The sequence below is a fragment of the Methylorubrum sp. Q1 genome, assembly GCF_004683995.1.
Lineage (GTDB): Bacteria > Pseudomonadota > Alphaproteobacteria > Rhizobiales > Beijerinckiaceae > Methylobacterium.
Window position 1 is genome coordinate 1 of the sequence record NZ_SRHQ01000029.1, and the last position, 26000, is coordinate 26000.

Genomic DNA, 26000 nt, shown 5'->3' on the forward strand with positions numbered 1-26000 from the left:
CCACTCTCATGGCTGCGGCCGCCGCTCTCCCGCCGCCTCGCTCGCAAGCCGACTGGCGCCGCGCCTCCACGTTCCTACGGCTCGCGCGCCGGCAGGCCATCCACCAGAACCGCGCCTGCGAGCCGCACATTCTCTGCGACGGCTACCATCGCCGAATCCGTGTCGGCACCTGGGAGCCGGTCGGCGTCTACAATGGGCCGTCTCCGATTTCCGACCTGCTGATGATCGCGTTTCACCGGCGCCAGCACGTGGCGGGCGTGCCGATCGGCGGCGGGCGCCTAGCAGCGGCGCGCATCTTCGCCGAGCGCTCCCGCGAGGTTGGTTCGGTGCGTCTGCCGTGAGTGACCCGTTTCGTTCCCGTGGCCCCGCGCCGGGCCCCTCGATATGCTCCGATGCGCAAGACATGCGCCCTACGGAGAAAAGCCGCTCGCCCATGGTCCGGAACATTCAGGAATGGCGCCGCATGAGCGGCGAGCAGTTTTCGGCAGCGCTCGAGCAGGTGGGGCTTGGCAGGGCGGCGTTCGCCTGGATCCTCGGCACGCGATCGGAGCGTGTCACAGCGTGGGCGAAGGGTGCGGAGACGGTGCCATTCTATATGGACGTGCTGCTTTCCCTCATGACGCTGCCGGGCGCGCGGGAGATGGTCCTACGCGTCGTCAGGCGGCAGCAGATCGGCGACCAGCAGGCGGAGCGGGAGTTCGACGCCTGGAAATCCCGTGATGGGTAAGCCGATACGCGTCGACCCGCATGCCGAGATAATGGCGCAGCGCCTGATGACGGGCGCGATGGATGACGTTGCGCAGGGCATCCTGTCCGGCCGGGACGGCTACGCGGTGCGCGAAAGCGTCCTCAGCGAGCTTGCGCCTGCCTGGGTGAAGATGGCGGGCCGTGGGGCGGCAGATGCGGCTGTGCGGGGCATGTACGCCCTGGAGCCGCGTGAGTGCCTGACGAAGGCGGAAGCGGTCGGCCTGCGGCGACTGGAGGCGATCGAGGCCAAGAGCCTGCGCGACCACCAAGCCGCCCGCGCCGCCGAGTACCGCGCCTATCTTGCCGAGCACGCCCCGCACCTGTTGCCACAGCGCCCGAGCCTTTTCGCCCGCATCGCGAATTGGTCCGTGTTCGCCCTCCTGGTGGCTCTGATCGTCTGCGGGGTGCTCATCAGGCCGGCGACCGCGGGCGAGGCGCACAGCCGCTGGCGGGCTCTGGCGGAGTGCGGTGTCGCCAAGGGCGCGGACTACGAGCGCAAGTGCCGGCGATTCAGCCGGACCGAGCGCAGCACGTGGCGGGCATACGATGGTCCCGGCGCCGGAGCGCCGAGGGAATGGGAAGCACGGAAGGAGTGGGAGTAATGGAGCGCGAATTGCCTCCGTGGCTTGAATTCGATTTCGGCGACAAAATAGGGAACAGAATTTTCAAAGACCGCAACGAAGCGTTAGAGTTTGTTCAAAAGGAATTTGATTTTTACCAATGGATGTCCAATTATCAAAACGAGAGTGCTTTTTCGACGATCGCTCAGTTCGTATTCAATAGCACGAATCACAGTGTTTACGGCCTAAACAATCAGCACCAATGCGGAGATGGTGTCATTTTTTTTAGTAAATCAGTTTTTCTCACTGTACGGAAATGGGGCGCTGCCTCTGAGTTTTAGCGCGGCTGGATTGTTTATCGCCGATCTTAGGAGAAGCCACGGCGATAGAACTGCTATGGGCTTTCTGGCATATACCACAAAAATATGGGAGGCGTTTTTACTAGCGCAGAAGGCGCCAGTGGCGTGATGACTGCTTACGCGAGGGAGCAAGGGCATAGTCGTGATGCCGCCAAATCAGTACATAGAAATTTAGATAAGCTCTTATCCCTTATGTCCGGAAAAATAGATGATATCGAAAACGCTCGTATAGTTCGGGCAGAAAATGCAAGAGATAGGGTCCGCGAGCAACTTAAGAAAAACGACATACAGAAAAGGTGGGATTTGAGGCGATTAAAAAAGCTTTAATCGAGCATGACCGCAAATTCAACGAGGCCGTTATTGAGTTCGGCGAGATCAAAATAACCTACCAAGAATTTATGAAACTTAAAGCCCCAGTTGATTATTGGACGGAAAAAGCCAGCCAACACAGACAGTCTTCGAAGAATTACAGAAAAATACTTATCGATTATGGGGTATGGGTGGCCCCTCTGCTGTTGCTATTACTGATGGCGATAGCCGTTATCAGTTACTTTGCTGCCGATCCCGCTAAGCCGCTTATCACGCAATTAGTATTTGCCGCAGTCGGCATACTTGTTACGACCGTGGCTTTTTGGGCAGCCAGGATTATTGTCAGGCTCTACATGAGCGAACATCACCTCGCCATAGATGCTGAAGAACGAGCAACTATGGCGATGACGTACCTGGCTCTAATTGAGCGCGGCGCTGCAGATGAGAAAGATCGTGCTCTAATCCTTGCCCCGCTGTTTAGGCCTACCTCGGACGGCATCGTTAAGGATGATGCGGCGCCTGAATTTTCACCGGCTGCAATCGCTTCCCGCTTGCTCACGCCGCGCTGACTTGCTGCTCCATGGCCTCGACGGCCCGCGACCGCTCACGCAGCCCGAAATGCCGGGCGGTCGCGTCTATCGCGGCGAGAAACAGCACGCCGAGCCGCTCGGACTCGCCCATGCCTTGGCTGGCCATCCACGAGAACGAGTGTCCGTTGATGACCCGGTGGAAGAGGATGGCGAAGAACTCCTCGCCGATCCGGGCTTTCACGTCGCCGATCAGACGGAGCGATTCCGCCCGGTCGTCCGAGACACCGCCGATCTTGCGGGAGGTGTCGACGCCTCGCTCAAAGCGAGGGTTCGGGAACTGGCCAGCGTGGGCCCGGTGCCAAAGCTGATCGAACCGCTCGAGCGCCAGCAGGCGCGGCGGGGTGCGATCGGTCTGCCGGTGGATCAGGTTGGCGTAATCGGCGAGCGAGGCGCGCTTATCGACGGCTGGACCACGGATCTGGATTTCACGTTGGCCCGCGGCGGTGCGGGGATCGTGATCGACGCCGGCCGCCTTCTCGTCGCGCTTCCGCTGCGCCTGCCCCTGCTGAGCGAGCCGGTCGCGCTTCTCCTGCTCCTTGGCCAGCCGGCGCTGCTCCTTGGCGCTGAGAGAGACCGGGTGCGGGGTCGCGGCGGCGAGATCCATCGCGCGGGCGAGCCGGGCCTCGGCGGCCAGTTCGTTCTGCCGGCGGACGGTCTGCGCCCGCTGCACCATGGGGGCGAGGCGGTCGGCTTCCTGGCCATGAGCCTTGGCGTGCGCCTCAGCCTTGTCGGCGGCTTCCTGCGAGAGCTTGGCGAGCGCTACCTTGCCGGCGGCCTCACGCTTGGCCTGCGCCTCTCGGTGCTTCGCCGCGGCAGCCGCCCAGCGGTCCCGGCGGGCGATGGCGGTCTCGTAGCGGGTGTCGATGTGCTGGGGCATGTCAGAGATCCGCGGCGAGTTCCGGAAGCCACACGGAGAAGCCCGTCTCCTGCGTGCCGTAATAGAAGGCGATCTCCGCCTTGCGCAGGCTGACGAAAGCGGCGCGGAAGCGGGTGTTCACGGCGCTCTCATCCGAACCAGGCAGCACCTCGTTGCCGAAGGCTTGCCGGGCATCTTCCAGTGGGACGAGCCGGGCACCTTTGCAGAGGCGGCGGTCGGCGCCACGCTGCTCCTGGGTGGCGAGTTTCGACTTGGTGAGCGTGAGGCTCTTCAGGATGCTGTAGAGGACGATCCCTTCAGGGGTGAAGGTCGGCTTCTTGGCGGCGCGCTGGCGCACCTCCTCGGGCTCGATCTCGCGCGGCTCGGGCTCGTTCGTGAACCGGGTGAACTGCCCCTCGAAGCCGAGTTCGGCCGTACCCTCGGGCCCGTGCCGGTTCTTGCCGATGATGATCTCGGCGACGCCCTGCCACTTGCGCATCGCAGCCTGCCATTTGGCGTGCTGCTCGGTGCCCTCCTGACGGGGCTCGGCCTTCTTGAGGTAGTATTCCTCCCGGTAGACGAAGAGCACGCTGTCGGCGTCCTGCTCGATCGATCCGGACTCGCGCAGGTCGGAGAGCATGGGCCGCTTGTCGTCGCGCTCCTCGACCTTCCGAGAGAGCTGCGACAGGGCGATGATCGGAACGTCCAGTTCCTTGGCGAGCGCCTTCAGGCCGGTGGTGATCTCCGTCACCTCGGCCACGCGGTTGTCGCTGCGCCGGCCGGAGCCGGTGAGCAGCTGCAGGTAGTCGACCACCAAGAGCGAGAGCCCGCGGCGCTTCTTCAGAGCACGGGCCCGGATCTTCAACTGCGCGATGGAGAGACCACCGGTCGGGTCGATCAGCAGCGGCAGCTTCGCGAAGTCGCGCTCGGCGATCGTGTAGCGCTCCATCTCTGCCTTGTCGGCGAGACCTCGCTTCAGCTTCCAGAACGGCACCCAGGCGAGGTCGGAGAGGATGCGCTGCTTGAGCTGCCGCTCACCCATCTCAAGCGAGGAGAAGCCGACGACGCCGAGGCGCTCGCCCTCGGCGGCCCGCGCCATCACGTACCGGGCGACCGCCAGCGCGATGTTGGTGGCGAGCGCCGTCTTGCCGGCGCCGGGCCGGCCGGCAAGGATGATCAGGTCGGAGGGCTGCAGGCCGCCCAGCACGTCGTCCAGGCGCTGCAGGCCTGTCGAGAGGCCCACGATGCCGGATTGGCGCTGGTAGGCGTCGTAGACATCGTCGGAGGAGATCCGCCCAAAGTCGCGGAAATCCGATTCCTGACCGCTCAGCGCCGGGCGCACCTCCTCCAGATCGCGCTCAAGATCGGCGAAGATCGTCTCGGCAGTTGATTGCACAGGGGCATCGTATGCCAGCGCTGCGAGGCTCTGGCCGATCGTGATCAGCCTGCGCCGGAGCGCCATGTCGCGGACCTGCTTGGCGTATTCCGGCGCGTTGATGACGGTGGTCGCCTCAGCCGACAGACGGGCGAGGTACTGCATCGGCGTAATGCCGTTGCCGAGGTCGGCGTCGCCGAGATGGCCCTTCAGCAGGATCGGATCCGCCCGGCCGCCGGCCGCGATCACGTCGATCATCACCTGCCAGATCTGACGGTGGACGCCTTCGTAGAAGTGCGCCGGCTCCACGACGTTGGCGACCTTGCGGTAGGCGTCGTTGTTGAGGAGCACGGCACCGATCAGCGCCTGCTCGGCGTCGATGTTGGCCGGCGGCTGACGCATCACGGATTCGTCGAGGCTGCGCATGACGGTCACGCTGCATCCTCGCTGACGGTGTCGATGCCGAGCCTCGAGAGGAGCAGCGGGCCGTAGGTGGCATCCTTCGGCTTGCGCATGGCCTCGCGCGCGATTGCAGCCCGCTCAGCATCGGCTCGCCGCTGCTCAGCCGACCGCCGATCGAAGCAGATTTCCGCGTGGTGGGCGCAGTAGCTCGATTTCTCGTGCTCGACGGGCTCGGCGCAGAAGAGATGGCTCGGAGCGCTGTGCGGGGTGACGGCGAACCGGCACTGTCCGCGGCGCAGGAGGTGGATCGGCTTGCTCATGCCACCACCTCGTTCCGATGCAGCCAGCCGACCTGGGGCTCGCCGTCATAGCCGTGCAGCCAGACGAAGATGGAGAAGTCGACGGTGCCGTTGCCGGGCTTTCCACCAGAGACGATCACCTCGCCCGGCGGCATGGACGGCCGCGGGCAGAGGTAGAGAATGCGCTGAAGGGGCGTGGTCGCGAGCCAGCGCGCCCGACGCTCGCCCTGGGCCCACTTCGAGGGCAACAACAGGCAGACCATCGACTGCGCCCGCTGGAGTGCCAGGGTCGCGAAGGCCTCCGCATCCTTGAACGGCGGATTGCTGGCGATGATGTCGGGAAACTCCCAGCCATCGCCTGATCGCGTCGGGAAGCCGGTCAGGAAGTTTGAGAGCCAGTAGGCTCCCTGCCGGCCCGGCACCGCCTCCCATCGAGCAACGATGTCCGAGCCGAGCGCCTGCATGCCGGCGGCATGGGCCGCCTCGACGCAGGTGCCGAGCCCGCAGGCCGGGTCCAGCACCGTCATGCCGCGGACGAAGCCTTTGCGCTCGAACAGGCGCTGCCAGCACCAGGCCGGTTCGCAATACCAGTCCTCGGCCTGACGCTCGAAGATGTGGCTCTGCCGAGCGCGGGCAGTGGTGAGATCGAGAACGCCGGTCATGCCGCCGCGCTCATCTGCTGCCGGCCGGTCGCGCCGACGGTCCGCGCGTAGCGGGCCATCAGGTCGAGGAACCAGACCTTGTTGGGCTCAAGCTTCGATAGGCTGATACGGGTCGGGTGCTTCACGGCAAAGGCGACGACAGCCCGCTCGTGAATGATCCAGCCGTCACCGCGCTGCGCTTCGGTGCGGGCCTGACCGCGAGGCTTCGCCTCGAGCCAGCCGTTGCGGATCCACTTCATGACGGTGGCGCCATCAACGCCCATGACCTCCGCCAAAGCGAAGGCGCTGAAATGCTGGCTGTCGAGCCGATCCATGCGTCCGCTGGTTCGCATGTTGGCGATAGCTGCCGCAGTCCGCCGCCAGCCGCGCCGCGCCATCTGCCGCGAGATGAGGTGGGCCGGCAGCATCCCTCTCGCTTGGACAAAGGCGATTTCGGCATCCGTCCAAGGGCGAGGATTGCGGGCCGCCTCAAGCCCGAGGTTCGCGGCCTGACGCGAGACCCACCACTCCGGGCGAGCCACCTGCTTAGCGAGCTTGGTGATGAACCCCGTGGGGCGCGATCCGAGGTACGCAGACCGGATCATCGCGTCGATCAGCGGAGAGGACTCGATCTTCGCCTTGTCGCGGGAACGCGTGATCTTCAGGTTGTAGGTACGCCCGTAGACGGAATTGACGGTACGACCCGGCAGACGCTCGGCGCGCCACGCGGCGCCGCGCTTGACGTAGTGCTCTCGGAGGAATGCGTCCTCCTCGGGCTTGTAGGGCGGGCTGTAAGGCATCAGGCAGATCCCGCCCCGATGCGATTCAGCTTGCAGCCGATCCCGCGCGTGTGGATCAGCTCGATGCCGATCTTGCGCAAGCCGGACTGCATGATCGGAACGAGATCCGCGGCGCTGTGCGGCTTCTTCAGCCCGGCGACCTCGTCCATCTTCTTGATGCCGTAGAGGTTGCCGTCCTTGAGGACAGACAGGGCCTTCGCGCAGACTACGGTGGTGTCCCACCGTCCGCCGGGGCCGAACACGCGGCCGGTGTTGGTGCCGACCTCGACGCGGATCAGGTGACCGTCGGCGACCGGCAGGTTCTGCTGGTGCCGGCCAGCGCGGCGGAGGTCACCTTCGGCGGCGCGCTTGTCGCCGACGGCGCGCGCCGCGGAGATGCGAGCGCTCGGAGCGCTCGGAGCGCCCGGGTTCAGCCCGAGTTGCCGGGCGATGTCGTCGGCGGGGAGATCGGTCGAGGCCCACAAATCGAGGATCTCCTCGGTCTGCGAGCGGACGGGCTTGGCGTCGGGCTCGGCGGCCGGCGGCGTCGGGGATGAGCCTGACTTGGCTGCCCCAAACCCGCGCTTGCGGTCGCCCTCAGCGGCGCGCGGATCTTGCGCCTGCCGAGCCTTGCCGATGTAGGCCGAGACGGACGGGATGTGCAGGCGAAGATCCTGGGCGAGATCGGCCGGCCGCCATCCGGTCTCGGCATAGCGGTCAAGAACGATGTCGTGCGTCCGGCGATGCTGACCGGTGCTGCCGCCGTCCTGCACAAGCCCGCCGCCGGCGTTGCGCACCTCCGGGGGGCGCCGCGGCACGCGCGGCTCATCCATGGTTTCCGTGCGCTCGTCCGGCGCCGGGGCGGTATCGGCTGAGGCTGCACTCTCGCCCCCCGCCCCGGCATCGTGACGACATTCCTCGGATTGGCCGGTCCGAACGTCCACGCCAGCACCCCGCACCGGCACTTCATCCGAGGCTTTCCCGACTCTCACGGGCTCCCCTTCGCTCTGGGCTTGAGGTTGGATGTCTGCGGGGGTGGCAGCTTGTGCGGCCGGCGCGGGGCGCTCGGCCAGAAGAGGGAGAGGCGGCGCCTCGCGAATGGCGCGCTGCAGCTTCTGGGCTGCGTCAGGCGTCATCGGCGAACGGATCGCCGCCGTCGTGGTGCTGAGGTCGCGGATCATCTTGCCGAGCCGCGACTGCACGCCGGCAGAGCGTTCGGAAAGGCGGGCTTGCTCGGCCTGGAGATCGGCCATCTCGCCGATGATGCAGGCGAGGTCCGCGATGATGGCGGCGCGGGAATGGTTGGCTTCAGTCTGGGACACAGGTCTACCTCACAATCGAGGCGTTCATCGGAAGTCGCCGGGTCGTTTCAGGCTCTCAGGAGCATGTTTCCGGCAGTAGCGCTCGACGTTGTCGGTCGGTCTGCCGAAGTCGCCGCGGCCGTAGCAGGCGTAGTCCCCGCACTCGTCGCACCGCGGTTGCGGCGGGCCCGGGTCATTCTTGCGAAGCCAGGCCTGCCGCTCTTTCGCCTCCTGCTCTGCCTGCCATGCGCCGGGCGGGCGGAGATCGAGTTTCGCCATCAGGCGGCGACGAGAGGACGCCCCTTCGGCTGGCCGAGGCCGATCGCCTTGGCGAGCGCGGCGCGCTGCTCAGAGTAGGAGGCGGCGACCAGCGGATTATCCGCCGGCAGCCCAAACCGCAGCCGGTAGCTCTCTGGCGTGTGGCCGTGCTTCGTGATGTGGCGGCGGAGCGTCTTGTAGGGCTTGCCGTCGATGAAGGAGATTAGGGCGTCCGGCGTGATCGACTTTTTGATCTGGACGGCAGTGGCCTTCTCGACCTGGGCCTCGGGCTCGGCGGTGGGGGTCGGTGTCGCGACTTTGCTGCCGATGAGGGCGGCATGCACGGACCGGATCAGGCCCGGCAGCTCGGTGGCCGGCAGCACGTTGTGGCCGACATAGGCCATGACGATTTCGGCGGCGAGTTCGAGGCGGTGGCCTTCGGCGAAGGTGGCTGTGGCGTTGTCGTTGGTCATGGTGCTCTCCTGGGAATAGAGCGGTGGGTGAAGGGGTCAGGCGGCGCTGGGACGCTCGGCCGAAGTCGGGGTAGTGCGGTCACCGGGCGCTCGGCCGATGCGGTGGTCGAAAGACCCATCACGGGTCTCACCTGTGCGGCTGGAAACCTGACCGGTGCCACAACACTCGCGGCAGATGTCCATGTTGGTCTCGGCGTGCCGATCCTCGTGGGTATCGGTGCCGGTGCCCGAGCATCGCGGGCAGGGAATTCTGAAATCGGGCATTTCAAACCGCTCCGTCAGGCCGAAACTCGCTCGCCGTGCATGATGAGGTCGCGGGGGACGTGCCGGGCGCGGATGGCGCAGGCCCAGTCCCAGAGGCAGATCGCATCTGCGATGTTGTCGTCCTTGAAGCCGGGCGCGGCGTAGCCGAGGGCCACACAGCGGGCGATGACGGCGGCCTTGGTCTCCTTCGAGGAGCCCCAGCGCGCTTTGCCGGTGAAGTGCTTGCGCACCGTCTGCATATTCGCCGGCAGCACCTCGATGCCGTAGCAGGCGGCGACGCCCTGAAGGCCACCGACGCCGCGCTGGGGCACGAGGATGCTCTCGATACTCCGGCGGATCGGGTTCTCTCGGTCGCCGCCGCCCTGGTTCTGGTAGGGCGGGATCGGTGCTTCGAAGACGATCAGGTCCGGCCGGGTATCCGCAAGAAAGCACAGATCGCGGATCTTCCGACCCATCTCGCCGCCGACGACATCGTAGTGCTCGGACGGCTTCTTGAGCTTCCAGAGATCCGTCCGAGGCTTCTCACCGGGCCGCCCGAGGGCGAAGCCGGTGTTCGTCGCGATATCGAGGGCGGCGATCAGCATGGCGCGCTCCTCAGTGGATCGCGTCAGGGCCGAGTCCGCGGTGCTGCGCCGAGCGGCGCGGAGCCGGCGGCGGCAGCTCGTCGTCCAGATCGTCGGCGGCCGGCTTGGTGTCGTTGGCGGGCTTCCGCTTGTCGGCCTCGGCCCTGAGGAAGGCGTCGCCCTCGGCGGCTCCGGCGCGCATCTCGGCGCCGACCTCGCCCGGCGCGGCGGCCGGCGGGGCTCGGTGGCACCCTGCTCATGCTCCGCGTTGGCCGCATCGAGAGCCGCCTTGGCGTCGACCAGCACCTTCGGCTTCCGACCCTTGCCGCCCTTGGCTTCGTGAGCAGCCTTCGCCTGTTCGAAGCGCTGGACGATCTCCTCGTAGGAGAGACCGGGCGTGGGCGCCGGCGCGGCCTCGGCGGGCTTCTCGGCGACGTGCTGCGGCTGGGCGTCCTTACCGCCCTGACGCGAACCGGTCGCGGTGTTGTCGAAGACGCTGCCCTGGTCGTCCTGGCCCTGGCCGGCGGTGGCTTCCGCCTCCTGCGCCAGCGAGACGAGATCCTTGTCGGTGTAGCCGATGTCCTTCGACAGCAGGCCGACCTGCGTGAGCACCGCGGCGCGGTCGCCGGGCTTCCCGATCTTCTCCAGGATCTTCATGATCTGCAGCGTCGGCTTGGAGACGCCGAAGACCTTGTTCAGGCGCTTCACGTGCTCCTTCACGCCGGCCTCGTCCTTGGCCTCGGCGACGAGTTCCTTCTCGCGCTCCTGCCGGTGATAGAGGCGCTCGATCTCCTCCCGCCGGGTGGACGATTCCCGCGGCATCATCAGGCAGGCGTTGGCCACGCCCATCCTGATCTCCTCGGCTGCCGACGGATTGCTGTTGGTCTGCGTCATCGCTGCGCTCTCCTCGGTTGCGCGCGTGCTGCTTGCTGGGCCTCGGCGCATGCGGCGCTGGCCTGGTAGAGGCCGTCGAAAACCATCCGGAGGTTGTCGACGCAGGCGAGGGCATTGGCCCCGTCACTGCCGACGACCATCCACGGAGCGGCGTTCTCGCGACCCGCCGGCTTCACCGCGAAGGGCGGGCGGCCGATGATGTTGACGCCGCGGGCCATAGATCAGGCGTCCTCGCCCCACTCGCGGATCTCGCGAGCCCGGCGCTCCCAGGCTTCCCGACGCGCCCCGGCCGCATCCGACCGCCAGACGCACACGCGGAAGACGACGGTAGCGACGACCTGACGGATGCCTGCGGTACGCGACATGGGAGCCTCAGTTCAGCGGTTGCGGAGGGCGGCGATGCGGGCGTCGAGCGCCTCGCGTTCAGCCTTCAGGCGGGCAAGTTCGGCGTCCTGACCGGCGGCAGTGAGCCACTCGGGAGCGCGGTCGCCCATGCAGGCGGCGAGGAAGTCGGGCCCGTAGGCGCCGACGAGGTAGATCAGGCCGACGATGTTCGGCGCGCTGCAGCGGTCGATCCAGGTCTGCACCGTTTCGGGGGCGAGCCCAGTATCAGCCGCCACGCAGTCGGCGGTCTTCACCGGATGCCGAAAGCGCAGGAACGCGATGATGCGCTCGGCTGCACCTGACCGGACATCGGCAGGAGTTTGACGGTCGTTCGCAGGAGACTGCTGCATCGGCTTCCCTGATTTTGAGGAAGCCGGCAGGGACACAGGGCGCTGGGAACGCCCCGCAGTCGAAGCCGAGACCGACCGGAAGGCGCTGGGAACGCCCGACGGGAGGTGCGACGAAACTGAAGCAGAGCCAGCCATCAGCACACCGAGGAGGCGACAGCAGGCAAGGACGATGACGAAGATGACGAAACGGAAGGAAGATCAGGCGGGGGCACATGCGACGGCCAGTCGGCCCCCTGCGGCCAGTTGCTCCAGAGCCAGCCTACGACACGATCGTAGGTGCCGACGGTGAACCCCTGACCGCGCTCGACAACGCGGTCGTAGAAGGTGTTGTCGTTGAGCGCGCGCTTGCAGACCGTCTTCGGCGTCACGCCGATTTCAGCGTGATAGACAGCCATCAATTCGCGGAGGTGGGCGCGGAGCAGCTCTTCCATGGTTCCGCATTATACGGACATTTCCGCAGATTGCAAGCGGGGATTTCCGTGTGGCAATCCGCATGAAAAGGCGGAATCATCCGGACATGATGACGCCCGAACAAGCAAGCCACGCCAGGGCGATCCTCCCGGTGGCGATCGTCAAAGCGAAGACAAACGCCACGCAGTTGGCGCGAGATATTGGTAGTGGCAAGGATTATGTCAGGGATTTCCTTAGAGGGCGCCAAGACAGCCTTGGAGTTCGAGAGCTTCAGGGCATTGCAGAGCGGCTCGATCTCAGTGTCGGCCAAATTCTTGGCGACGAGCCGAGGGAGCTTTCACGCGTTCCGTTCAACCAGGACGATGAATCGGATCGTCAGGTCTACGATGAGGACGGCAGCCTCGACTTAGCTATCAAGCTGAAACACCGGCGACTCGCGCCGGGCGAGATACCAGAGCGCAACGTTGTTGCAGGCCTGGGGCACGGGGGCACGAGTGAACCCGTCAATGTCGATGGCGAAGTGCTGGATGGAGTGAGGGCCATCTGGAAGCTGCCGATCGAATACATTCGCACCGAGCTGCGAGCCCGAGAGCCGGATCTCGATATCATCGCAGTGGACGGCGACTCGATGATTCCGACGCTGCAGCCCGGCGACCGGGTGATAATCAATCGATCACAGTCAGCGCCTTCGCCGGACGGCCTCTATGCAATCTTCGATGGCATCGGCGTCTCCATCAAACGCCTTGAGCTGGTGACCGGATCAAAGCCGCTCAGAGTTCGAGTGATATCCGACAATAAAAATCATGGGGCGCATGAGATACAGATCGATGATCTGAACGTAATCGGTCGCGTCATTATGAAGATGTCTAGGCTGTGATCTACATCGTAGCTTTCATCGCCATCGTCGTCTTCATCGGTTTCTTCCCACTCGTAGCCGCCAACGTCGCGAGCATTTTCGTTGTTGGCGGTGGTGCCGCGGCATCGCATGCGCTCCCGATCATAGCCGGAATGGCGGTCGTCGCGCTCGGGTATGGCCTTGTGAAGTGGTCCATGTCCCTACCGGCCGAGAAGCGATTTGAGCCGGAGGGCAAGAGCGCCCCGATCGGTGGGCACGTGTTCAACGCCAATCTCGCGCCAGAGAATCGCCCAGACGCCCCGAATGATGTGGTGATCGAGCAAGGCGAATTCTGGAATTCCTTTTTGGCATCGAACGAGATGCAGACGTTCTACCGAGATAAGCGAGAAAATCGCATTCTCGTAAAGCCGAAAGCCTGATTTCTGGTTCTCTCGCGCGTATCCTCTACCTGAAACCGAAGCGCTAGCTTCGCGGGAGGTCCATGGAGGGATCATCCCTCCCGGTCGGGGCGTGGGGCGGAAGCCCCGCGGCGAAGCTGTCGTGCCTCCTTCGCTTGCCGAGCATCACGGTTCCGTTCCCTCACCGGCAGCCGGTGTGCATTCCAACCCTCAACCCGACATGTCAGCGCCTTGAGAGGGTGCGCGCGCGCGATATGCGGATAGCGCGCGCGTACGTGTGTGCGCAGGGGTAGATTGGATTATGAAACCTGACCCGGTTTGTGGTATTGAGATACCGCAAGCCGAGGAGCATTCCGAATGCGAAAGATCGGTTGAGGCCCCCGCGCGATCCGTCGCCGGGGGCTTTTCCGTTTCAGGCTGTGGATAGCGAGAATAAAACAAGAACGCTTTCCGCACGAGCCACGGCTTGAATTTCCGTATTTCCGCTTGACGTGCGGAAATCGCCGCATCATGATCAGTCCGTCGCTGCTTTCCCAGGGCGCGAGGACATCCGATGCGATCGATTTACCGAGGCGGCCTGAGCCGCTTCTTCGCTCCGCCGCCCGTCGAGCGCCGTGAGCCCGATGCCGCCACGCAGGCATGGCTGGAGCGCTGCAAGAAGCGTCAGGCCGAGCGTGACGCGAAGCGCGAGCGGATGCTCTCCGCCCGGCAGCCTCACGATCCTGCTCCGATGGACCGCGCGCTGCAGGCCATCGGCGAGATGAAGGTGCCGGTCCGATGAGCCCGGTCGCCTACGCCCTCCTCACCCTTTCGGTCGCGGTCTTCGTCGGATCGCACCTTCCGCTCTGCTGGCCACGCCGGCAGCGCTCGCGGCGTCATCCGTGAGAGAATGCTCCAGCCTCGACTGTGAGGCACCTCTGTCCCTCGGCGACGCTCTGGCCCGCGCGGTCAGCACCTGGGTCGCCGAGGGGCTCCACGAGCCGGCAAGCGTCGATCGCGACCGCCGCCTCGAAAACCTGATGGCCCTGTCCGTCAGCCTTTCTCACCAGCCAGCAGCGAGCCCTACTGATGTCGCGCGATCCGTATGCCTTCTGGGATGCACTGCTGGCCGGGGAGCCGGCGGACCTTGAGCGAAACGAGGTCGTCTGCGGCCGGTTCTGGAAACGCCTGCAGTCCGGCGACGTGATCGGCATTTCGATCGATCCGCTCGACGGCGCCCACGGCTTCGAAACCCGCGTCGGCAAGGGCACGCCCTTCACACTGACGACCGACCGCCAGATGGAGGATTTCTGCGAGGGCACGCTCTCGTGGATCTGTCGGCAGCCGGTCAGCCACGAGGATTACGCAGCGTGGTGGTCGACCGGTCAGTGGAGCGATGGCGCGCTGATCGACCGGAAGCCGCCGAAGCCGAGCCGGCGGAAGCCTGTCGCAGCCCCTGTCGAGCCCAAGCTCGACACCCCCACCGAGCCCACCTCGCAGGATACGCCTGCCGCCCGCGCATCAGTCCCAGGAGAGCCTTCGGCCGCTCCGGGCATCTACGTCCGGGCCTACTCCTGCATCGATGCCTGCCCGGAGGCCGAGGCCTACTACGCCCGCGCCATCATCCGCCGCGGCAGCCGCGAGGGCACGTCCGTCGGCTTTTACGCCGAGAGCGCCGAGGCCGCCCGCGAGAAGGCGCAGGCCTGGGTCCAGGCCGAACGCGACCGAGAAAAGCGCTCCGCTGAAGGCCGCGCCGCCGGCGCCGCCAAGCGGCAGCAGCCCCGCTCCACCGAATCCGTCGAGACCGGAGCCAGCCTGTGAACGCCGTCGCTACGATCAGCCAGCCCACCAAGCTCGAGCGCTTCATCGGTGAGGTTCTGCCCGCCGATCGCCGGGACGAGTTCTACCGGGTGCTCCCGAAGCACATCAGCCCGGAGCGCTTCGAGCGCGCCGTTGCGAACGTGCTGATGAACACGCCGGAGATGCTGGCGGCCGATCCGCGCCTGATCTTCCGCGAGATCAGCAAGGTCGTCGGGCTCGGCCTGATGCTCGATCCGCAGCTCGGCGAGGCGTACCTGATCCTCGGCTGGAACGCGAAAACCCGGCAGAAGGAGCCGCAGGTCCGCATCGGCTACAAGGGCCTGATCAAGCTGGCAAAGCAGTCCGGCGAGATCCTGAACATCTACGCTCGCGAGGTCCACGAGAAGGACGAGATCGAGTGCCTTCAGGGTGACGAGAACCGGCTGATTCACAAGCCGCGCCTCTTCACCGACCGCGGCCCGGTCGTGGGCTACTACGCCGTCGTGAAACTGCGGAACGGCGAGATCGATTTCGAGCCGATGTCGGTCCAGCAGATCCACGAGATCCGCGACCGGTCCGACGGCTGGAAGGCGTTCCGCGACGGCAAGATCAAGTCCACGCCCTGGTCGACCGACGAAGGCGAGATGTCGAAGAAGACGGTGCTCCGCCGCCTTCAGAAGCGCCTCACACAGTCGCCGGATCTGGTCGCGGCCGTGGCGATCGAGGACAGCGCTGAGTTCTCGGCTTTCGACCGTGGACGCAGCGATGCTCCTCCGGCCCCTTCACGCCGGCAGGTCGCCCAGCGCCAGGCACAGCCGGTCATCGAGCACCAGCCGGCCCCGCAGTCGGTTGGCCGCACGCAAGAGGAGTGGGATCTGGAAGCGGCGGAGGGCAATCGTCTTGCTCGCGAAACCGCTGTTGCTGAGGCCTCTCACGACGACCGCTTCGCTGCGCCGCCGGCCGAGCCTGACACAGATGCCGATGGCGTGGTGTCGATGGAGTCGCTGCTCACCGAACTCGACAAGCGGCTCGGCTTCGCCCGGTCCGCCGAGGACGTGGAGGAGGCCTACACCGACTTCGACGCGGAGGCCCTGCTCTCCGACTACGAGGGCGGCGTCCAACAAGCCCGGGCGCTGAAGGCGAAGCACCTCGACCGCGTGCCCACGCAGCAGCATGAGCGCCCAGCCGCTCCGCCGGTGGACGACGACTTCCCCGCCAACGACGCCATCGCCGCGGCGCAAGCCTCCGCGGTCAACCCGGCGCTCGCATCGACACGTGATCCGTTCGCGATCCCGGACCGGTTCAAGGGCGGTGGCCACTACTCGATCTTCATCCGTGATGCCGTGGCCGCGGCGAAGGCCGGTGACGATCAGCGGCTGCGGGCATGCTGGGCCGACACCAAGGCGCAGCGCGACGAGCTGCGCGCGAACCACCAACTCGCCGACAGTGACGTGAAGGGCCTGCTCGATGCGGTGAAGCAGAAGCTCGCCGAAATCACCCCACCGGCCGACGACGCCGACGATCTCCCACCGCCTCCGCCGCGCCGCCAGCCGGCCGCGCAGCAGCCCGCCGCCGGTGATCCGGTCGCCGCCTACACCACACGCCTGACCGACGAACTCGCCCGCTGCCAGACGCAAGCCGATGTCCAGCGCTTCTGGTTCGGCTCCGCCGACGATCGGGACGCCTCGGGCGCCAGCGAGAGCCAGCGTCTGGCGTGGAAGTCCAGCATGCAGCAGCGGAAGTCCGCTTTGCCGGCGGAAGGCTGAGCCGTGGCTTATCAGGCCCTCCTTCCGTACCCGGCGCGCCAGCAGGCCGAGGACGCTCTCGCGCGCCATGAAACCGAACGCGGCAGCCCGGAGCATCTCCGCCGCTGCCGCCTCCACGCCATCCGCCGCGCCGCCGAGCGCTACGGACTGCGCTTCACTGTGCAGGACGTGATCGAGCACGAGGAGATGATTCGCCTGCGGCTCGCCAAGCTGCTGGGCACCTCACGCCACGGCACGCTCTACGAGATCCAGGGAGAGCACCGCCCCTACTACGCCGCCTACATCCCGCGCTTCAGCGTGATCGCGACGTACCTGCGTGCCCGGCACGAATGGCTCGGCAGCCTGCGGAGGGTCCGATGAGCCGCCGCAACGCCGACAAGCCGTCCGTCTTCCTGCGCATCGATCGCGGCTGGCTCAAGCCCGAGACCAGCTACGACGCCGAGGTGCTCGGCCGCTACGCCAGCGGCTCCGTTGTCGAAGTGGTGCTTCACGAGCCGCAGAGCGAGCAGCAAGCCCGCCTGCTGTGGCGCGTCCTCGGCATCGTCGCCGACAACAGCGACTACGCCAACGCCGAAGCGCTGATGACCGCGCTGAAGGTGAAGCTGCAGCACGTCGACAGCGTCTCGCTGATCGGTGGCGGCCTGCACCTGATCCCGCGCTCGCTCAAGGACTTCGACAAGGCCGGTCTCAGCCGATTCTTCGACCAAGCCATGCAGGTGATCTCCGACGAGGTGATCCCCGGGCTCGATGTCGACCGGCTCGTGAAGGAGGGCCGCGTCGTCCTCGGGAGGCGCGCATGACCTGGAGCCCTCAGCAGGAACGCGCCATCAAGGACGTGCGCGCCTGGATCAAGGATCCGTCTGCGCCGCAAGTGTTCCGGCTCTTCGGCTTTGCGGGCACCGGCAAGACCACGCTCGCCAAGGAGATGGCCGGTGGCGTGAAGGGTAAGGTGCTGTTCGGCGCCTTCACCGGCAAGGCGGCACTCGTGCTGCGCCGGAAGGGCTGCGCCGACGCCTCCACCATCCATTCGCTCATCTACAGCCTCGATGATGAGAGCGAGGAGCGCTGGCAGCCGAAGTTCGTGCTGAACCCGATGAGCCGGGTGAAGGGCGCCAAGCTCATCGTGATCGACGAGTGCTCCATGGTCGGCGAGGAGCTTGCCCGCGACCTGCTGTCGTTTGGCGTGAAGGTGCTGGTGCTGGGCGATTCGGCGCAGCTCCCGCCGGTGAAGGACGCGGGCTTCTTCACGAACGCCCAGCCCGATGTGATGCTCACCGAGGTTCACCGGCAGGCCGCCGAGAACCCGATCATCCGGATGAGCATGGACATCCGGGAGGGGCGCAAGCTCGAATACGGCACCTACGGCGACAGCCGGGTAATCCCGCACGGGACGATCGGCCAGAAGGCAGTCTTGGGCGCCGGGATTGTGCTGGCTGGCAAGAACCAGACGCGCCGCGATCTCAACACCAAGATTCGCGCCCTGCACGGCCGCGACAGCGCTCACCCGTTGCCGGGCGACCGGTTGGTCTGCCTGCGCAACAACAAGGACAAGAAGCTGCTGAACGGCGGACTGTGGGACGTGCACAGCGTCCCGCGGATCAAGCCGGTCGGCGTCGAGATGCTCGTCACCTCCGACGACACGCCCGAGACCACACCCACCGAGGTGTTCGTCCGCCATGAGTATTTTGTTGGGCGCGAGGACGGGCTCTCCTGGGAACAGCGCAAGTTCACCGACGAGTTCACCTACGGCTACTGCCTGACGGTTCATAAGAGCCAAGGCAGCCAGTGGGACGATGTCGTTCTCTACGACGAGTCCTCCACCTTCCGCGATGAGGCTCGCCGCTGGCTTTACACCGGGGTCACCCGGGCGGCCGAGCGCGTGACGGTGGTCGCATGACCCCGCTCATCGCAGCCATTGGCTACACGCTCGCCTACTCGGCGATCCTGCACGGCCTGTTCTCGATCGCGTTCCAACTGGACGCCGAGCACATGCGCACGCGGCCGGTGCTTGCCGGCGCGGCAGAGGCTGTCGGCGGGCTTGCCGGCTGCGGCGTGCTTCTCGCGATCACGGGAGGCTTCCTGTGAAGGCTGAGAAGCGCCGCACGCCCCTGCTCAGCATCAAGCTTGAAGGGGCCCTCGCTCAGATCGAGGCGCTGATGCGCCGGCTCGGGATGATTCCCGAGGAAGTCGTCGTCTCGGGCTGGGACTTCGACCACGACCCGGCGCTGGAACTGCGCTCGGTGGACGAGACCACGGGCGCGCACATCCCGCATCAACACGACGTGCGATTCCTCGTCTGGCGCCCGCGACAGGAACACCGGGTGAAAACCACCGGCCGCGCCGGGACATCCAAGCTCGCGATGGTCAATGGCGACCAGCAGAAGATCGCCAAGAACCGCCGCCGCGAGACGAAGCGCCTCGAACGTGAGGCCAGCCGCGCGGACCTGCCCGAGCCACCGCCCGGGCGGATGAAAGCGAAGCCGCCGAGCCCCTGGGCCAAGCGGCCGCTCCGCTCCCGAAACTCCTTCGAAGACAGGAGGTCGCGTTGATCGACCATCAGCAACACGCGCCTGCGTCTCAGGCTCCCGCAGAGAGCAACGGCATGCCCCCTCGGATGCGGGGTGGAGCCAAGCCGCGCGAGACGTGCTGGCCGAGCGGCGCCGACAGGTCGAGGCGGAAGGCTGGACGCCCGCACATGACGACGCGCACGGCCGCTTCGAGCTTGCAAGCGCAGCCTCCTGCTACGCCGTGCATGCTCAGTATGTCGGGCGGGACCAAATCGCCGACGACAATCCGCCGGCATGGTGGCCGTGGGATCGGAAGTGGTGGAAGCCGGCCGACCGCCGCCGCGATCTCGTGAAGGCCGGTGCGCTGATCCTGGCCGAAGTTGAACGGCTCGACCGTGCCACCCCGCCGTCCGACCCGGCCCCCTCTGGACAGGCGGAGACGTTCCCGAAGCCGCACCGGAAGGATGGGGAACCGCCCTGCGGAGAATGCTACCTCAATCCGGGTGAGACTTGTGACATCTGCGGCGCCATCGCTCCTTCAGCCCCCTCTGGACAGGCGGAGGGTTGAGCTATGGGCGAGCAATGCCGCAACTGCCGGTTCAGTAAGGGCGGGGGCTTCAATGGCTTCCTGATCTGCCGCCGATACCCCCCCCGACGAAAGACAAGGCCGTGCGCCCCGAGCCATCGCGCTTTCCCGACGTCGCCGCCGATTGGTGGTGCGGCGAGTGGATGTCGATGCGCCCGAACGCTGGCCTGCCGCCGGAGATCGTTCCTCCCAAGCCGGACGGCGCTTCGCGTCGGCGCTTGACCTCCTTGAAGGATCGCTCAGCATGACCCCCGCCAACCCCGATGCGCTGGCGGATGCGCTGGCATACCTGAAACCGCACGAGACGAACGGCGGCACGATCAGCCTCAAGGCATCGAAAGCCCGTGAGGCGGTCGATGTGATCGAGGCGGCCCTTCAGCGGGTCACGGCCGAATACGACCGAGGCTTGGATCACCGCGACGACCTGATGGACCGGGTGATCTCGCTGAAGACGAGCGTCGCTGCCGCCGAGGCCCGCGCCGCTCAGCTACAGGCCGAGGTGGAGGCGCTACGGACGGAGCGAGCCTCGCTGCGAGCCGATGCCGCCGCGCTGGGCGCCCGGCTCGGCAACGCCAGTCAGTATGACGATCGACGGGTGCTCCGAGATCTGTGCTGGGAGGCCGGCAACTTTCTCGCCCGCCGCATCGTCCGGCCGGTCCTGCCCGCACTCGCTGCCCGCGCGGCTAATACGGAGACCATCGATGTCTAGTCCCTCCAACGCAATTGTCTCGCTGCTTAAGTCGGTCGGTGATCGTCGCGATGCGCTCCGTCAGATCGAAGATACTTGGTTCGTTGAGGGCGGCAAAGGTGTCTGGGCGCGAGTTGCGGAGCGCGCTCTGAGCGAGGGCTTCATCGAGAAGACCCAGAATTGGCCGGGCGTTCGTCGCTTCGGCTGCTTTAGCGCCACTCAAAAAGGCATCGCAGCCGCCCGCGCGGCCACGGCAAGGGAGGGGTAGAGCCATGACCCAAGCTTACCCGCTCCAGTGGCCCGACTTCATCCCGCGCTCGACGCGGCGCGAAGCGGGCAAATTCAAGACGACGCTGCCGTCGGCGCTCCAGAACGTCCGCGACAGTCTGCGCCTGTTCGGAAGCGACAGCAGCAAGCCCGTCTCTGACATCGTGCTCTCGTCGAACGTTTCGCTTGGCCATGAGAAGCCAGCCGATCCCGGCATCGCCGTGTGGTTCAAATGGGACGGCGAGCAGCGCTGCATCCCGGTGGACCGCTACCAGACGCCAGCCGCGAACCTCCAGGCGATCCACCACATCATCGAGGCCCGTCGCGTCGAGCTGCGGCACGGGACTCTTGCCCTTGTCCGAGCCTCAATGCGCGGCTTCCAGGCGCTCCCAGCACCGGGCTCCGCGTCGTGGTGGTCGGTGCTTCAGGTCGAGGCAACCGCCATGCCCGAGCAGATTGAGTCCGCGTTCAAGCGCCTCGCCAGCGAGCGGCACCCGGACCGGCCGGTTGGCTCGCACGACATGATGTTGATCTCAACCGCGCCCGCGAACAAGGGCTGAAGGAGCGTGGCCGGTGAAGCGCTCACCCCATACCCCCGCTAGTGGTGCGCTCAAGATCGAGGAGGCAGACCGTGATGGCGCCTGAGAAACAGCCCGGCCAGATCGCATACGAGGCACGCTTCGAGGGCTGCACTCTCGGCCCGCGCGGCGTCTCTGACGCTTGGTGCGACCTGCCGCCGATGACGAAGGCGATCTGGGCGCGCGTCGAGGAACGAGTGCTCGCCGCCCTTCAGAACCGAGCCTTTCAGGACGGGGCGCGGAGTGCGGAGACCTTCGCCCGCCGCGTCCACGCCGGACAGACGGACAAGAGCGGCGCACCGTACACCGGGCATCTCGGGCGTGTTGCCGCCCGCGCCCGCGCCCGCGCGTACGCCGAGGCGTTGGGACTGCCGCGCCAGCATGCCGAGTGGTGCGAGCAAGTCGGCTGGCTGCACGATACGATTGAGGACACCGGCACCGACGCCGACGATCTTCTTGATGCCGGGTTCGACCCGGCGGTCGTGCAAGCCGTCGGGCTGCTCACCAGGCCCGCGGGGAAGCCGTACCTCGAATGCGTCGCGAGCATCATCGCCAGCGGCGACCGGCTCGCGATGATCGTCAAGCTCAGCGACAACGAGGACAACCTCGACCCAGCGCGGGCCCTGCCCAACGCTTGGCCCGCACTCGTGGCACGCTACCAGCGATTGGCCGAAATACTCCGCGCCGCCCTCCAGCCCGAAGGGGAGCGGAATGCCTGACATGACCAAAGGCGACTTCGCGGGCCAAGCGGCAGCCATAGCTAGTGAGGCTTCATCATGGGCCGCCAGCATTTGCATCCCGTCGCGGAAGCTGAGCGAACCGGCCTGTGCCGAAACCGTGGCTCGGTTCACTGACGCAATCCGGCTTCGCTTAGCAGACTTGGACGAATGGGCCGGCCGCGCAGCCCTCGCCGAACAGGAGAAGGGCGATGCGTAGGGCGTCCAGCGAGCCCCGGTCCGAGGACGCCTGCCACTGGCGGACGGACGCGAAGATCGGCCGCTACTTCGTGCCCGGCTGCATGGGCGGCGCGGTATACGGCGAGGGCAGATGCACCTGCCAGCATCGCAGGGCTTCAACCGCCGGCCGCTTAGCGGCGCTTGAGGATCAGGTTGAGAGCCTGACGGCGCGGCTCGAAGCCGCCCTCGCCCCCAACACGACAGAAGGGAGAACGGATCGTGCATGAGCAGGGGTCTGCGGCCGATCTCGTAGCGGAGTTCGGCTTTACGGAACGGCACTGGATCCGCATGGCAGCGGCCGGCCGTGTTCCTGGCGCTCGACAGCCGTTCGGACCCCGGTCATCCTGGGTTTTCGACATGCGCGCCGTGCGTCAGTGGTGGGATTCGGTGACGAGGACGGTGCCAGAATGGCCGGGATCTATCTCCGTGGGAAAACGTGGTGGGGCCGCGTCCAAAAGGACGGCCAAGATCTCCGGCAATCCCTCGAGACGCGATCTGAAAGCGTCGCGCGCGGCCGTCTTAAAGTCTGGCTCGACGAGCTAGAGGCGCTGGCCTGGGGCGGGAAGCCTCGCCTCACGGTCAATGCGGCGATGGACGAGTTCCAGAAAGAACATGGACCCACGCTGCGCCCGAGCACGGTCCGGCGCTACGGCGTGTCGATCGATCACCTCGACGCATTCCTCGGCGACAAGCTGCTTCTCACCGTCCGATCGTCCGACCTGAAGGACTTCGAGACCGCGCGTCGGACAGCGGGCGCCTCGGCGCCGACCGTGCGCCGGGATCTGGCCTGCCTCTCGACGGTGTTCGGCTTCGCGATCGAGAAGGAATGGGCCGACATCAACCCGGTGATCCCGTTCCTGCGGCAGCGGGCGAAGCGGGGGTTGCGTGAGAGCCCTCCCCGCACACGCTACCTGACCCGGGCGGAAGAGGCTCGCCTGATCGAGAGCGCCCTCCCCTATGTGGCCGACGCGATCCTGTTCGCGATCTACACGGGCCTGCGACAGGAGGAGCAGTTCTCGCTGACCTGGGAGCAGGTCGATCTTGCCCGCAAGCACGTCACAATCTCGGCTGAGACCGCGAAGGGCAAGCGCGAGCGCACGGTGATCCTGCTGGCCCCTGCCCTCGCCGTGCTGAAGCGCATCCCGCGGCACCTGAAGAGCCCGTTCGTCTTTCACCACGGCGCCGCCACCACGACGCGCGGCGCCCGACGCGCCCTCCCCTCGGCCAGCACGAAGAAGGACAACGACGGCGAGCGATTCAACCACCTCGACCGCGGGCTGCGGAACGCGGCCAAGCGGGCGAAGGTGCCGCTGCTGCGCTGGCACGACCTGCGGCGCACCCACGGTTGCCGGCTGCTGCAGGAGGAGAAGTGGACGTTGGAGATGGTGCGCGATCAACTCGGACATCGGAGCGTCGTCCAGACGGAGCGCTCCTATGCCTTCCTCGAGGTCGAAGACCGGCGCATGGCCGCACACGGGCCCGGCACAAATCCCGGCACAGCCGCAGCGCAGGAGATCGACAACGCGACGGGCGAGCCGATCGCAGCACAAAAGCCGGCACAGGGGCGGCGGACTGATCTGGAAAAGCTCAAGAAATCAACGGCGTAACACATAGGGCGGTTGGCTTTTGGTACCGCCATTCCCAGGTTCGAATCCTGGCGCCCCAGCCAAACGCTATTGATTCTCAGCCGACCGTTGATTCTCCGGCTGTTTTCGGACCCGCCCGGGCCGACCGCTCCGTCCAGGTCCACTCGGTAGGTCCACTTGTCTGGACGGCAGGGATTCCTGCCTTGCCCCGCACCCACCTCCGCCGTCGCCGACAAACGGTCTTTTTTCGCCGTATCATCCCCCACGACCTGCGCCAGCGGTTCGGCCAGCGTGAGATCCTGCGCTCGCTTGGGCAGGCTACGCCGGGCGAGGCCCGACGGATGGCGCAACGCCTGTGGGATGGGACAGAGACCTTGTTCACCCTCGTCCGTTTCAATCGGTCGCTCACGCGCGCCGACATCGCCCGGCTCGCCGAGCAACATCTCGAATCGCAGGCTCTCACGCACGATAAGATAATCGCCAAAATCGGGCGTTATCCTAAGCCCGAGGACCTTCAAAACTCGGATGACGCCGCCTTCGAAGCTGAGCCAGGAGACGAAGAGGCTCCAGAAGAAGGCTCGGACGTGGTCCTCAATGACCCGGCCGCGTGGACTTTTCTCTATGAAAGTCGCCTGGACGGCCTCAAGCGCGACCGCGCGGTCAACGACTTCGCCTCCGTTCGCGGCAAGGCCCAGGAACTCGCGCTGAGCAACGAGATTGATCTTGAGAGCAATTCGGAGGAAGGCGCACTGTGCCGTGCGCTGCTCGACGTCGAGATCGCGATCGCCGAGGAGAAACTGGCGTACCTGCAGGATGCCGTCCTGCCCTACCATCCCCTCCACGGAAACCGTGTTCGCACGGTTCAGGCCCCGGTCGAGCCCGCCAAGACGACACCGGCATCGAAGCTGCGGCACGGCCAAGACCTCTTCAGCGCGTGCTGGGAGACCTATGGCCGAGATCGTGTTGCCAGCGGCGACTGGAAGCCGTCGATCGAACGCCAGAGTCAGTCAACGGGGCGCTTGTTCGTCGAGATCTGCGGGGACAAACCGCTCGGTGAGTACGGGCCGGCCGATGCCGCGAAGTTCAAGCGCGCTCTGCTGTCGCTGCCGGCCAACTACGACAAGAACACCGAATGGCGTAAGATTCGGCAGCGGGCCGGCATCCGTGGCCTGATTGAGCATTGCAGCGGTCGATCCGACGTCGACCTGCTGAAGCCTCAGACCTTCAACCGGCACCTGGCAGCCTTATCCGGGCTCTGGCCGTGGGCTCAGAGCAACGAAGTCGTTGCCAAGGGCCTGCCATCGATCTTCGAGGGCCTTCACATCAACCTGAGGCGCGCACGAGGACGGCATCACAGAGCCCGAGACGAGCGGCCGATGTGGAATCATGCCGAACTCGTGGCTGTGTTCAATGCACATTTATTCACCGGCGTGCGAAGCCGACGGGGCTGGAAGACACCGGGGCCGTACGTCCTATGCGATGAACGCTACTGGGGTATCCTCATCGGCAGTCACAGCGGCATGCGTCGTGGCGAGATCTTCCAGCTCCGCGTGCGGCACGTCGTCCAGGATGCGGAGACCGGGATCTGGTACTTCGATCTCAAGGAGCGGTCTCTTCAGCTAAAAGCTGAGGGCAGTGCCCGATGGATCCCTCTGCATCAAAACCTGCTGAGACTGGGCCTCATCGAAGCGTTGGTAGTGGGCCGAGGAGAGAACGAACTTCTGTTGCCCGAGGGCGAGGTCGGCGCCGAGGCAAAGGACGTTCTCGATGACGGCGATGACACGGCATACGGCAGCGCCTTCGGGAAGTGGTTTCAGCGCTTCAAGTCGGAGTATGGCGCGCGGAAGGATGTGGTGTTTCATTCCTTCCGGCACTCGGCCACCACCCTCCTTCTGAACGCCGGGGCCCAGAAGGAATTCGTGGAAGAGCTTATCGGTCACGAGAGCATGGCGAGACGCTCCGAGATAGGTCGATACAACAAAGGCCAGACCCTGGTGCTGCTCAAGGAGGTTGTCGATCGGCTGGTTCTGCCGATCGACGTTGACAAATTGGTTGACGCAGCGCGCATGGGCGAACCTCGTTTGGCATCAACACTGAGGCGGTAGTTCACACGCGGGCGCAGGCAGGGGGCGAGATCGTTGGCCAACCCGAGTTTCTTTCGGGATGGCCTGACACCTCGCCCGCCTCCGTTCTACGGTAGATCGGTCTCCTTGCCTTC

33 protein-coding genes and 1 pseudogene are annotated in these 26000 nt (G+C 65.9%); 22 read left to right on the forward strand and 12 right to left on the reverse strand.

Annotated features, from left to right (window positions below; genetic code table 11):
* From E4V01_RS25820 to E4V01_RS21835, 5 genes and pseudogenes are all read left to right on the forward strand, one after another.
* The coding region (locus E4V01_RS25820; protein ID WP_193763270.1) for a hypothetical protein at nucleotides 1-341 on the forward strand (341 nt) is incomplete at its 5' end.
* Nucleotides 342-463: 122 nt separating this feature from the next.
* A complete protein-coding gene (locus E4V01_RS21820; protein ID WP_135299799.1) occupies nucleotides 464-727 on the forward strand; it encodes a hypothetical protein in 264 nt (87 codons plus the stop codon).
* The gene (locus E4V01_RS21825) at nucleotides 720-1349 is read left to right on the forward strand and encodes a hypothetical protein (protein ID WP_135299800.1); all 630 of its coding nucleotides are present in this window, start codon (nucleotides 720-722) and stop codon (nucleotides 1347-1349) included. Before E4V01_RS21820 ends, E4V01_RS21825 begins: the two co-directional genes overlap by 8 nt.
* Nucleotides 1322-1648: a hypothetical protein gene (locus E4V01_RS21830; protein ID WP_210234760.1), complete on the forward strand. Its 327-nt coding sequence runs from the start codon at nucleotides 1322-1324 to the stop codon at nucleotides 1646-1648. Before E4V01_RS21825 ends, E4V01_RS21830 begins: the two co-directional genes overlap by 28 nt.
* 311 nt (nucleotides 1649-1959) lie before the next feature.
* Nucleotides 1960-2544 (forward strand): annotated as a pseudogene (locus tag E4V01_RS21835) (DUF6161 domain-containing protein); the annotation flags it as partial.
* On the opposite strand, the gene E4V01_RS21840 reads toward E4V01_RS21835, so the two are convergent.
* The 12 genes from E4V01_RS21840 to E4V01_RS21890 all read right to left on the reverse strand — a co-directional run bounded on the left by E4V01_RS21840 (nucleotide 2531) and on the right by E4V01_RS21890 (nucleotide 11835).
* The gene (locus E4V01_RS21840; protein ID WP_135299803.1) at nucleotides 2531-3442 is read right to left on the reverse strand and encodes a hypothetical protein; all 912 of its coding nucleotides are present in this window, start codon (nucleotides 3440-3442) and stop codon (nucleotides 2531-2533) included. The pseudogene E4V01_RS21835 and the gene E4V01_RS21840 overlap by 14 nt on opposite strands.
* Before the next feature lies 1 nt (nucleotide 3443).
* Nucleotides 3444-5222: a replicative DNA helicase gene (locus E4V01_RS21845; RefSeq protein WP_135299841.1), complete on the reverse strand. Its 1779-nt coding sequence runs from the start codon at nucleotides 5220-5222 to the stop codon at nucleotides 3444-3446.
* A 5-nt stretch (nucleotides 5223-5227) separates the two neighbouring features.
* Nucleotides 5228-5518, reverse strand: coding sequence for a hypothetical protein (locus E4V01_RS21850; protein WP_135299804.1), 291 nt, complete (start codon nucleotides 5516-5518; stop codon nucleotides 5228-5230).
* Nucleotides 5515-6159 (reverse strand): hypothetical protein, encoded by a 645-nt coding sequence (locus tag E4V01_RS21855; protein WP_135299805.1) that lies wholly within the window; start codon nucleotides 6157-6159, stop codon nucleotides 5515-5517. The genes E4V01_RS21850 and E4V01_RS21855 overlap by 4 nt, the downstream gene beginning before the upstream one ends.
* Nucleotides 6156-6938: a hypothetical protein gene (locus tag E4V01_RS21860; RefSeq protein ID WP_135299806.1), complete on the reverse strand. Its 783-nt coding sequence runs from the start codon at nucleotides 6936-6938 to the stop codon at nucleotides 6156-6158. The genes E4V01_RS21855 and E4V01_RS21860 overlap by 4 nt, the downstream gene beginning before the upstream one ends.
* Entirely contained in the window at nucleotides 6938-8239 is a 1302-nt protein-coding gene (locus E4V01_RS21865; RefSeq protein WP_135299807.1) for a hypothetical protein, read from the reverse strand. The genes E4V01_RS21860 and E4V01_RS21865 overlap by 1 nt, the downstream gene beginning before the upstream one ends.
* Nucleotides 8240-8496: 257 nt before the next feature.
* Nucleotides 8497-8949, reverse strand: coding sequence for a MucR family transcriptional regulator (locus E4V01_RS21870; protein WP_135299808.1), 453 nt, complete (start codon nucleotides 8947-8949; stop codon nucleotides 8497-8499).
* A gap of 278 nt (nucleotides 8950-9227) precedes the next feature.
* Entirely contained in the window at nucleotides 9228-10670 is a 1443-nt protein-coding gene (locus tag E4V01_RS21875) for a hypothetical protein (RefSeq protein WP_135299809.1), read from the reverse strand.
* The gene (locus tag E4V01_RS21880) at nucleotides 10667-10888 is read right to left on the reverse strand and encodes a hypothetical protein (protein WP_135299810.1); all 222 of its coding nucleotides are present in this window, start codon (nucleotides 10886-10888) and stop codon (nucleotides 10667-10669) included. Before E4V01_RS21880 ends, E4V01_RS21875 begins: the two co-directional genes overlap by 4 nt.
* A gap of 3 nt (nucleotides 10889-10891) precedes the next feature.
* Nucleotides 10892-11035 carry a hypothetical protein gene (locus E4V01_RS25825; RefSeq protein ID WP_193763271.1) on the reverse strand — a complete coding sequence of 48 codons (144 nt, stop codon included), beginning with the start codon at nucleotides 11033-11035 and terminating at the stop codon, nucleotides 10892-10894.
* A 12-nt stretch (nucleotides 11036-11047) separates the two neighbouring features.
* Entirely contained in the window at nucleotides 11048-11290 is a 243-nt protein-coding gene (locus E4V01_RS21885) for a hypothetical protein (protein WP_135299811.1), read from the reverse strand.
* 248 nt (nucleotides 11291-11538) lie between these two features.
* Nucleotides 11539-11835: a hypothetical protein gene (locus tag E4V01_RS21890; RefSeq protein ID WP_135299812.1), complete on the reverse strand. Its 297-nt coding sequence runs from the start codon at nucleotides 11833-11835 to the stop codon at nucleotides 11539-11541.
* Nucleotides 11836-11921: 86 nt separating this feature from the next.
* Here E4V01_RS21890 and E4V01_RS21895 point away from each other — a divergent pair, with 86 nt between their 5' ends.
* From E4V01_RS21895 to E4V01_RS21980, 17 genes are all read left to right on the forward strand, one after another.
* Complete coding sequence (locus E4V01_RS21895) at nucleotides 11922-12692, forward strand: LexA family transcriptional regulator (protein ID WP_193763272.1); 771 nt, start codon at nucleotides 11922-11924, stop codon at nucleotides 12690-12692.
* Nucleotides 12689-13090 carry a hypothetical protein gene (locus E4V01_RS21900; RefSeq protein WP_135299814.1) on the forward strand — a complete coding sequence of 134 codons (402 nt, stop codon included), beginning with the start codon at nucleotides 12689-12691 and terminating at the stop codon, nucleotides 13088-13090. The genes E4V01_RS21895 and E4V01_RS21900 overlap by 4 nt, the downstream gene beginning before the upstream one ends.
* 532 nt (nucleotides 13091-13622) lie before the next feature.
* The gene (locus tag E4V01_RS21905) at nucleotides 13623-13850 is read left to right on the forward strand and encodes a hypothetical protein (protein ID WP_135299815.1); all 228 of its coding nucleotides are present in this window, start codon (nucleotides 13623-13625) and stop codon (nucleotides 13848-13850) included.
* A gap of 287 nt (nucleotides 13851-14137) precedes the next feature.
* Entirely contained in the window at nucleotides 14138-14869 is a 732-nt protein-coding gene (locus tag E4V01_RS21910) for a hypothetical protein (protein ID WP_135299816.1), read from the forward strand.
* On the forward strand, nucleotides 14866-16614 hold the full coding sequence (locus E4V01_RS21915; RefSeq protein ID WP_135299817.1) for a recombinase RecT: 1749 nt from the start codon (nucleotides 14866-14868) through the stop codon (nucleotides 16612-16614). Before E4V01_RS21910 ends, E4V01_RS21915 begins: the two co-directional genes overlap by 4 nt.
* Before the next feature lie 3 nt (nucleotides 16615-16617).
* Nucleotides 16618-16974 carry a hypothetical protein gene (locus tag E4V01_RS21920; RefSeq protein WP_135299818.1) on the forward strand — a complete coding sequence of 119 codons (357 nt, stop codon included), beginning with the start codon at nucleotides 16618-16620 and terminating at the stop codon, nucleotides 16972-16974.
* Entirely contained in the window at nucleotides 16971-17414 is a 444-nt protein-coding gene (locus E4V01_RS21925) for a hypothetical protein (protein WP_135299819.1), read from the forward strand. The genes E4V01_RS21920 and E4V01_RS21925 overlap by 4 nt, the downstream gene beginning before the upstream one ends.
* Nucleotides 17411-18511 (forward strand): ATP-dependent RecD-like DNA helicase, encoded by a 1101-nt coding sequence (locus tag E4V01_RS21930; RefSeq protein WP_135299820.1) that lies wholly within the window; start codon nucleotides 17411-17413, stop codon nucleotides 18509-18511. The genes E4V01_RS21925 and E4V01_RS21930 overlap by 4 nt, the downstream gene beginning before the upstream one ends.
* Nucleotides 18508-18699, forward strand: a complete 192-nt coding sequence (locus E4V01_RS21935) for a hypothetical protein (RefSeq protein ID WP_135299821.1) — start codon at nucleotides 18508-18510, stop codon at nucleotides 18697-18699. Before E4V01_RS21930 ends, E4V01_RS21935 begins: the two co-directional genes overlap by 4 nt.
* Nucleotides 18696-19163 carry a hypothetical protein gene (locus E4V01_RS21940; protein WP_135299822.1) on the forward strand — a complete coding sequence of 156 codons (468 nt, stop codon included), beginning with the start codon at nucleotides 18696-18698 and terminating at the stop codon, nucleotides 19161-19163. Before E4V01_RS21935 ends, E4V01_RS21940 begins: the two co-directional genes overlap by 4 nt.
* A gap of 94 nt (nucleotides 19164-19257) precedes the next feature.
* Entirely contained in the window at nucleotides 19258-19689 is a 432-nt protein-coding gene (locus E4V01_RS21945; RefSeq protein ID WP_135299823.1) for a hypothetical protein, read from the forward strand.
* A 262-nt stretch (nucleotides 19690-19951) separates the two neighbouring features.
* Nucleotides 19952-20416, forward strand: a complete 465-nt coding sequence (locus E4V01_RS21950) for a hypothetical protein (protein WP_135299824.1) — start codon at nucleotides 19952-19954, stop codon at nucleotides 20414-20416.
* The gene (locus E4V01_RS21955; protein WP_135299825.1) at nucleotides 20409-20663 is read left to right on the forward strand and encodes a hypothetical protein; all 255 of its coding nucleotides are present in this window, start codon (nucleotides 20409-20411) and stop codon (nucleotides 20661-20663) included. Before E4V01_RS21950 ends, E4V01_RS21955 begins: the two co-directional genes overlap by 8 nt.
* A 4-nt stretch (nucleotides 20664-20667) precedes the next feature.
* Nucleotides 20668-21222 carry a J domain-containing protein gene (locus E4V01_RS21960; protein ID WP_245517638.1) on the forward strand — a complete coding sequence of 185 codons (555 nt, stop codon included), beginning with the start codon at nucleotides 20668-20670 and terminating at the stop codon, nucleotides 21220-21222.
* A gap of 74 nt (nucleotides 21223-21296) precedes the next feature.
* Nucleotides 21297-21959, forward strand: a complete 663-nt coding sequence (locus E4V01_RS21965; RefSeq protein WP_135299826.1) for a hypothetical protein — start codon at nucleotides 21297-21299, stop codon at nucleotides 21957-21959.
* A gap of 644 nt (nucleotides 21960-22603) precedes the next feature.
* Nucleotides 22604-23803 (forward strand): site-specific integrase, encoded by a 1200-nt coding sequence (locus tag E4V01_RS21975; RefSeq protein ID WP_135299828.1) that lies wholly within the window; start codon nucleotides 22604-22606, stop codon nucleotides 23801-23803.
* A 182-nt stretch (nucleotides 23804-23985) separates the two neighbouring features.
* A complete protein-coding gene (locus tag E4V01_RS21980) occupies nucleotides 23986-25887 on the forward strand; it encodes a DUF6538 domain-containing protein (RefSeq protein ID WP_135299829.1) in 1902 nt (633 codons plus the stop codon).
* Nucleotides 25888-26000 lie beyond the last annotated feature (113 nt).

Bases quoted from the DNA above. Each gene is read 5' to 3' on its own strand.
- E4V01_RS21955 (WP_135299825.1), top strand. From the start codon at position 20,409: ATGTCTAGTCCCTCCAACGCAATTGTCTCGCTGCTTAAGTCGGTCGGT.
- E4V01_RS21905 (WP_135299815.1), top strand. From the start codon at position 13,623: ATGCGATCGATTTACCGAGGCGGCCTGAGCCGCTTCTTCGCTCCGCCG.
- E4V01_RS21895 (WP_193763272.1), top strand. From the start codon at position 11,922: ATGATGACGCCCGAACAAGCAAGCCACGCCAGGGCGATCCTCCCGGTG.
- E4V01_RS21860 (WP_135299806.1), bottom strand. From the start codon at position 6,938: ATGCCTTACAGCCCGCCCTACAAGCCCGAGGAGGACGCATTCCTCCGA.
- E4V01_RS21875 (WP_135299809.1), bottom strand. From the start codon at position 10,670: ATGACGCAGACCAACAGCAATCCGTCGGCAGCCGAGGAGATCAGGATG.
- E4V01_RS21960 (WP_245517638.1), top strand. From the start codon at position 20,668: ATGACCCAAGCTTACCCGCTCCAGTGGCCCGACTTCATCCCGCGCTCG.
- E4V01_RS21890 (WP_135299812.1), bottom strand. From the start codon at position 11,835: ATGGAAGAGCTGCTCCGCGCCCACCTCCGCGAATTGATGGCTGTCTAT.
- E4V01_RS25825 (WP_193763271.1), bottom strand. From the start codon at position 11,035: ATGTCGCGTACCGCAGGCATCCGTCAGGTCGTCGCTACCGTCGTCTTC.
- E4V01_RS21820 (WP_135299799.1), top strand. From the start codon at position 464: ATGAGCGGCGAGCAGTTTTCGGCAGCGCTCGAGCAGGTGGGGCTTGGC.
- E4V01_RS21880 (WP_135299810.1), bottom strand. From the start codon at position 10,888: ATGGCCCGCGGCGTCAACATCATCGGCCGCCCGCCCTTCGCGGTGAAG.
- E4V01_RS21925 (WP_135299819.1), top strand. From the start codon at position 16,971: ATGAGCCGCCGCAACGCCGACAAGCCGTCCGTCTTCCTGCGCATCGAT.
- E4V01_RS21935 (WP_135299821.1), top strand. From the start codon at position 18,508: ATGACCCCGCTCATCGCAGCCATTGGCTACACGCTCGCCTACTCGGCG.
- E4V01_RS21950 (WP_135299824.1), top strand. From the start codon at position 19,952: ATGACCCCCGCCAACCCCGATGCGCTGGCGGATGCGCTGGCATACCTG.
- E4V01_RS21975 (WP_135299828.1), top strand. From the start codon at position 22,604: ATGGCCGGGATCTATCTCCGTGGGAAAACGTGGTGGGGCCGCGTCCAA.
- E4V01_RS21930 (WP_135299820.1), top strand. From the start codon at position 17,411: ATGACCTGGAGCCCTCAGCAGGAACGCGCCATCAAGGACGTGCGCGCC.
- E4V01_RS21965 (WP_135299826.1), top strand. From the start codon at position 21,297: ATGGCGCCTGAGAAACAGCCCGGCCAGATCGCATACGAGGCACGCTTC.
- E4V01_RS21870 (WP_135299808.1), bottom strand. From the start codon at position 8,949: ATGACCAACGACAACGCCACAGCCACCTTCGCCGAAGGCCACCGCCTC.
- E4V01_RS21910 (WP_135299816.1), top strand. From the start codon at position 14,138: ATGTCGCGCGATCCGTATGCCTTCTGGGATGCACTGCTGGCCGGGGAG.
- E4V01_RS21830 (WP_210234760.1), top strand. From the start codon at position 1,322: ATGGGAAGCACGGAAGGAGTGGGAGTAATGGAGCGCGAATTGCCTCCG.
- E4V01_RS21845 (WP_135299841.1), bottom strand. From the start codon at position 5,222: ATGCGCAGCCTCGACGAATCCGTGATGCGTCAGCCGCCGGCCAACATC.
- E4V01_RS21850 (WP_135299804.1), bottom strand. From the start codon at position 5,518: ATGAGCAAGCCGATCCACCTCCTGCGCCGCGGACAGTGCCGGTTCGCC.
- E4V01_RS21855 (WP_135299805.1), bottom strand. From the start codon at position 6,159: ATGACCGGCGTTCTCGATCTCACCACTGCCCGCGCTCGGCAGAGCCAC.
- E4V01_RS21825 (WP_135299800.1), top strand. From the start codon at position 720: ATGGGTAAGCCGATACGCGTCGACCCGCATGCCGAGATAATGGCGCAG.
- E4V01_RS21840 (WP_135299803.1), bottom strand. From the start codon at position 3,442: ATGCCCCAGCACATCGACACCCGCTACGAGACCGCCATCGCCCGCCGG.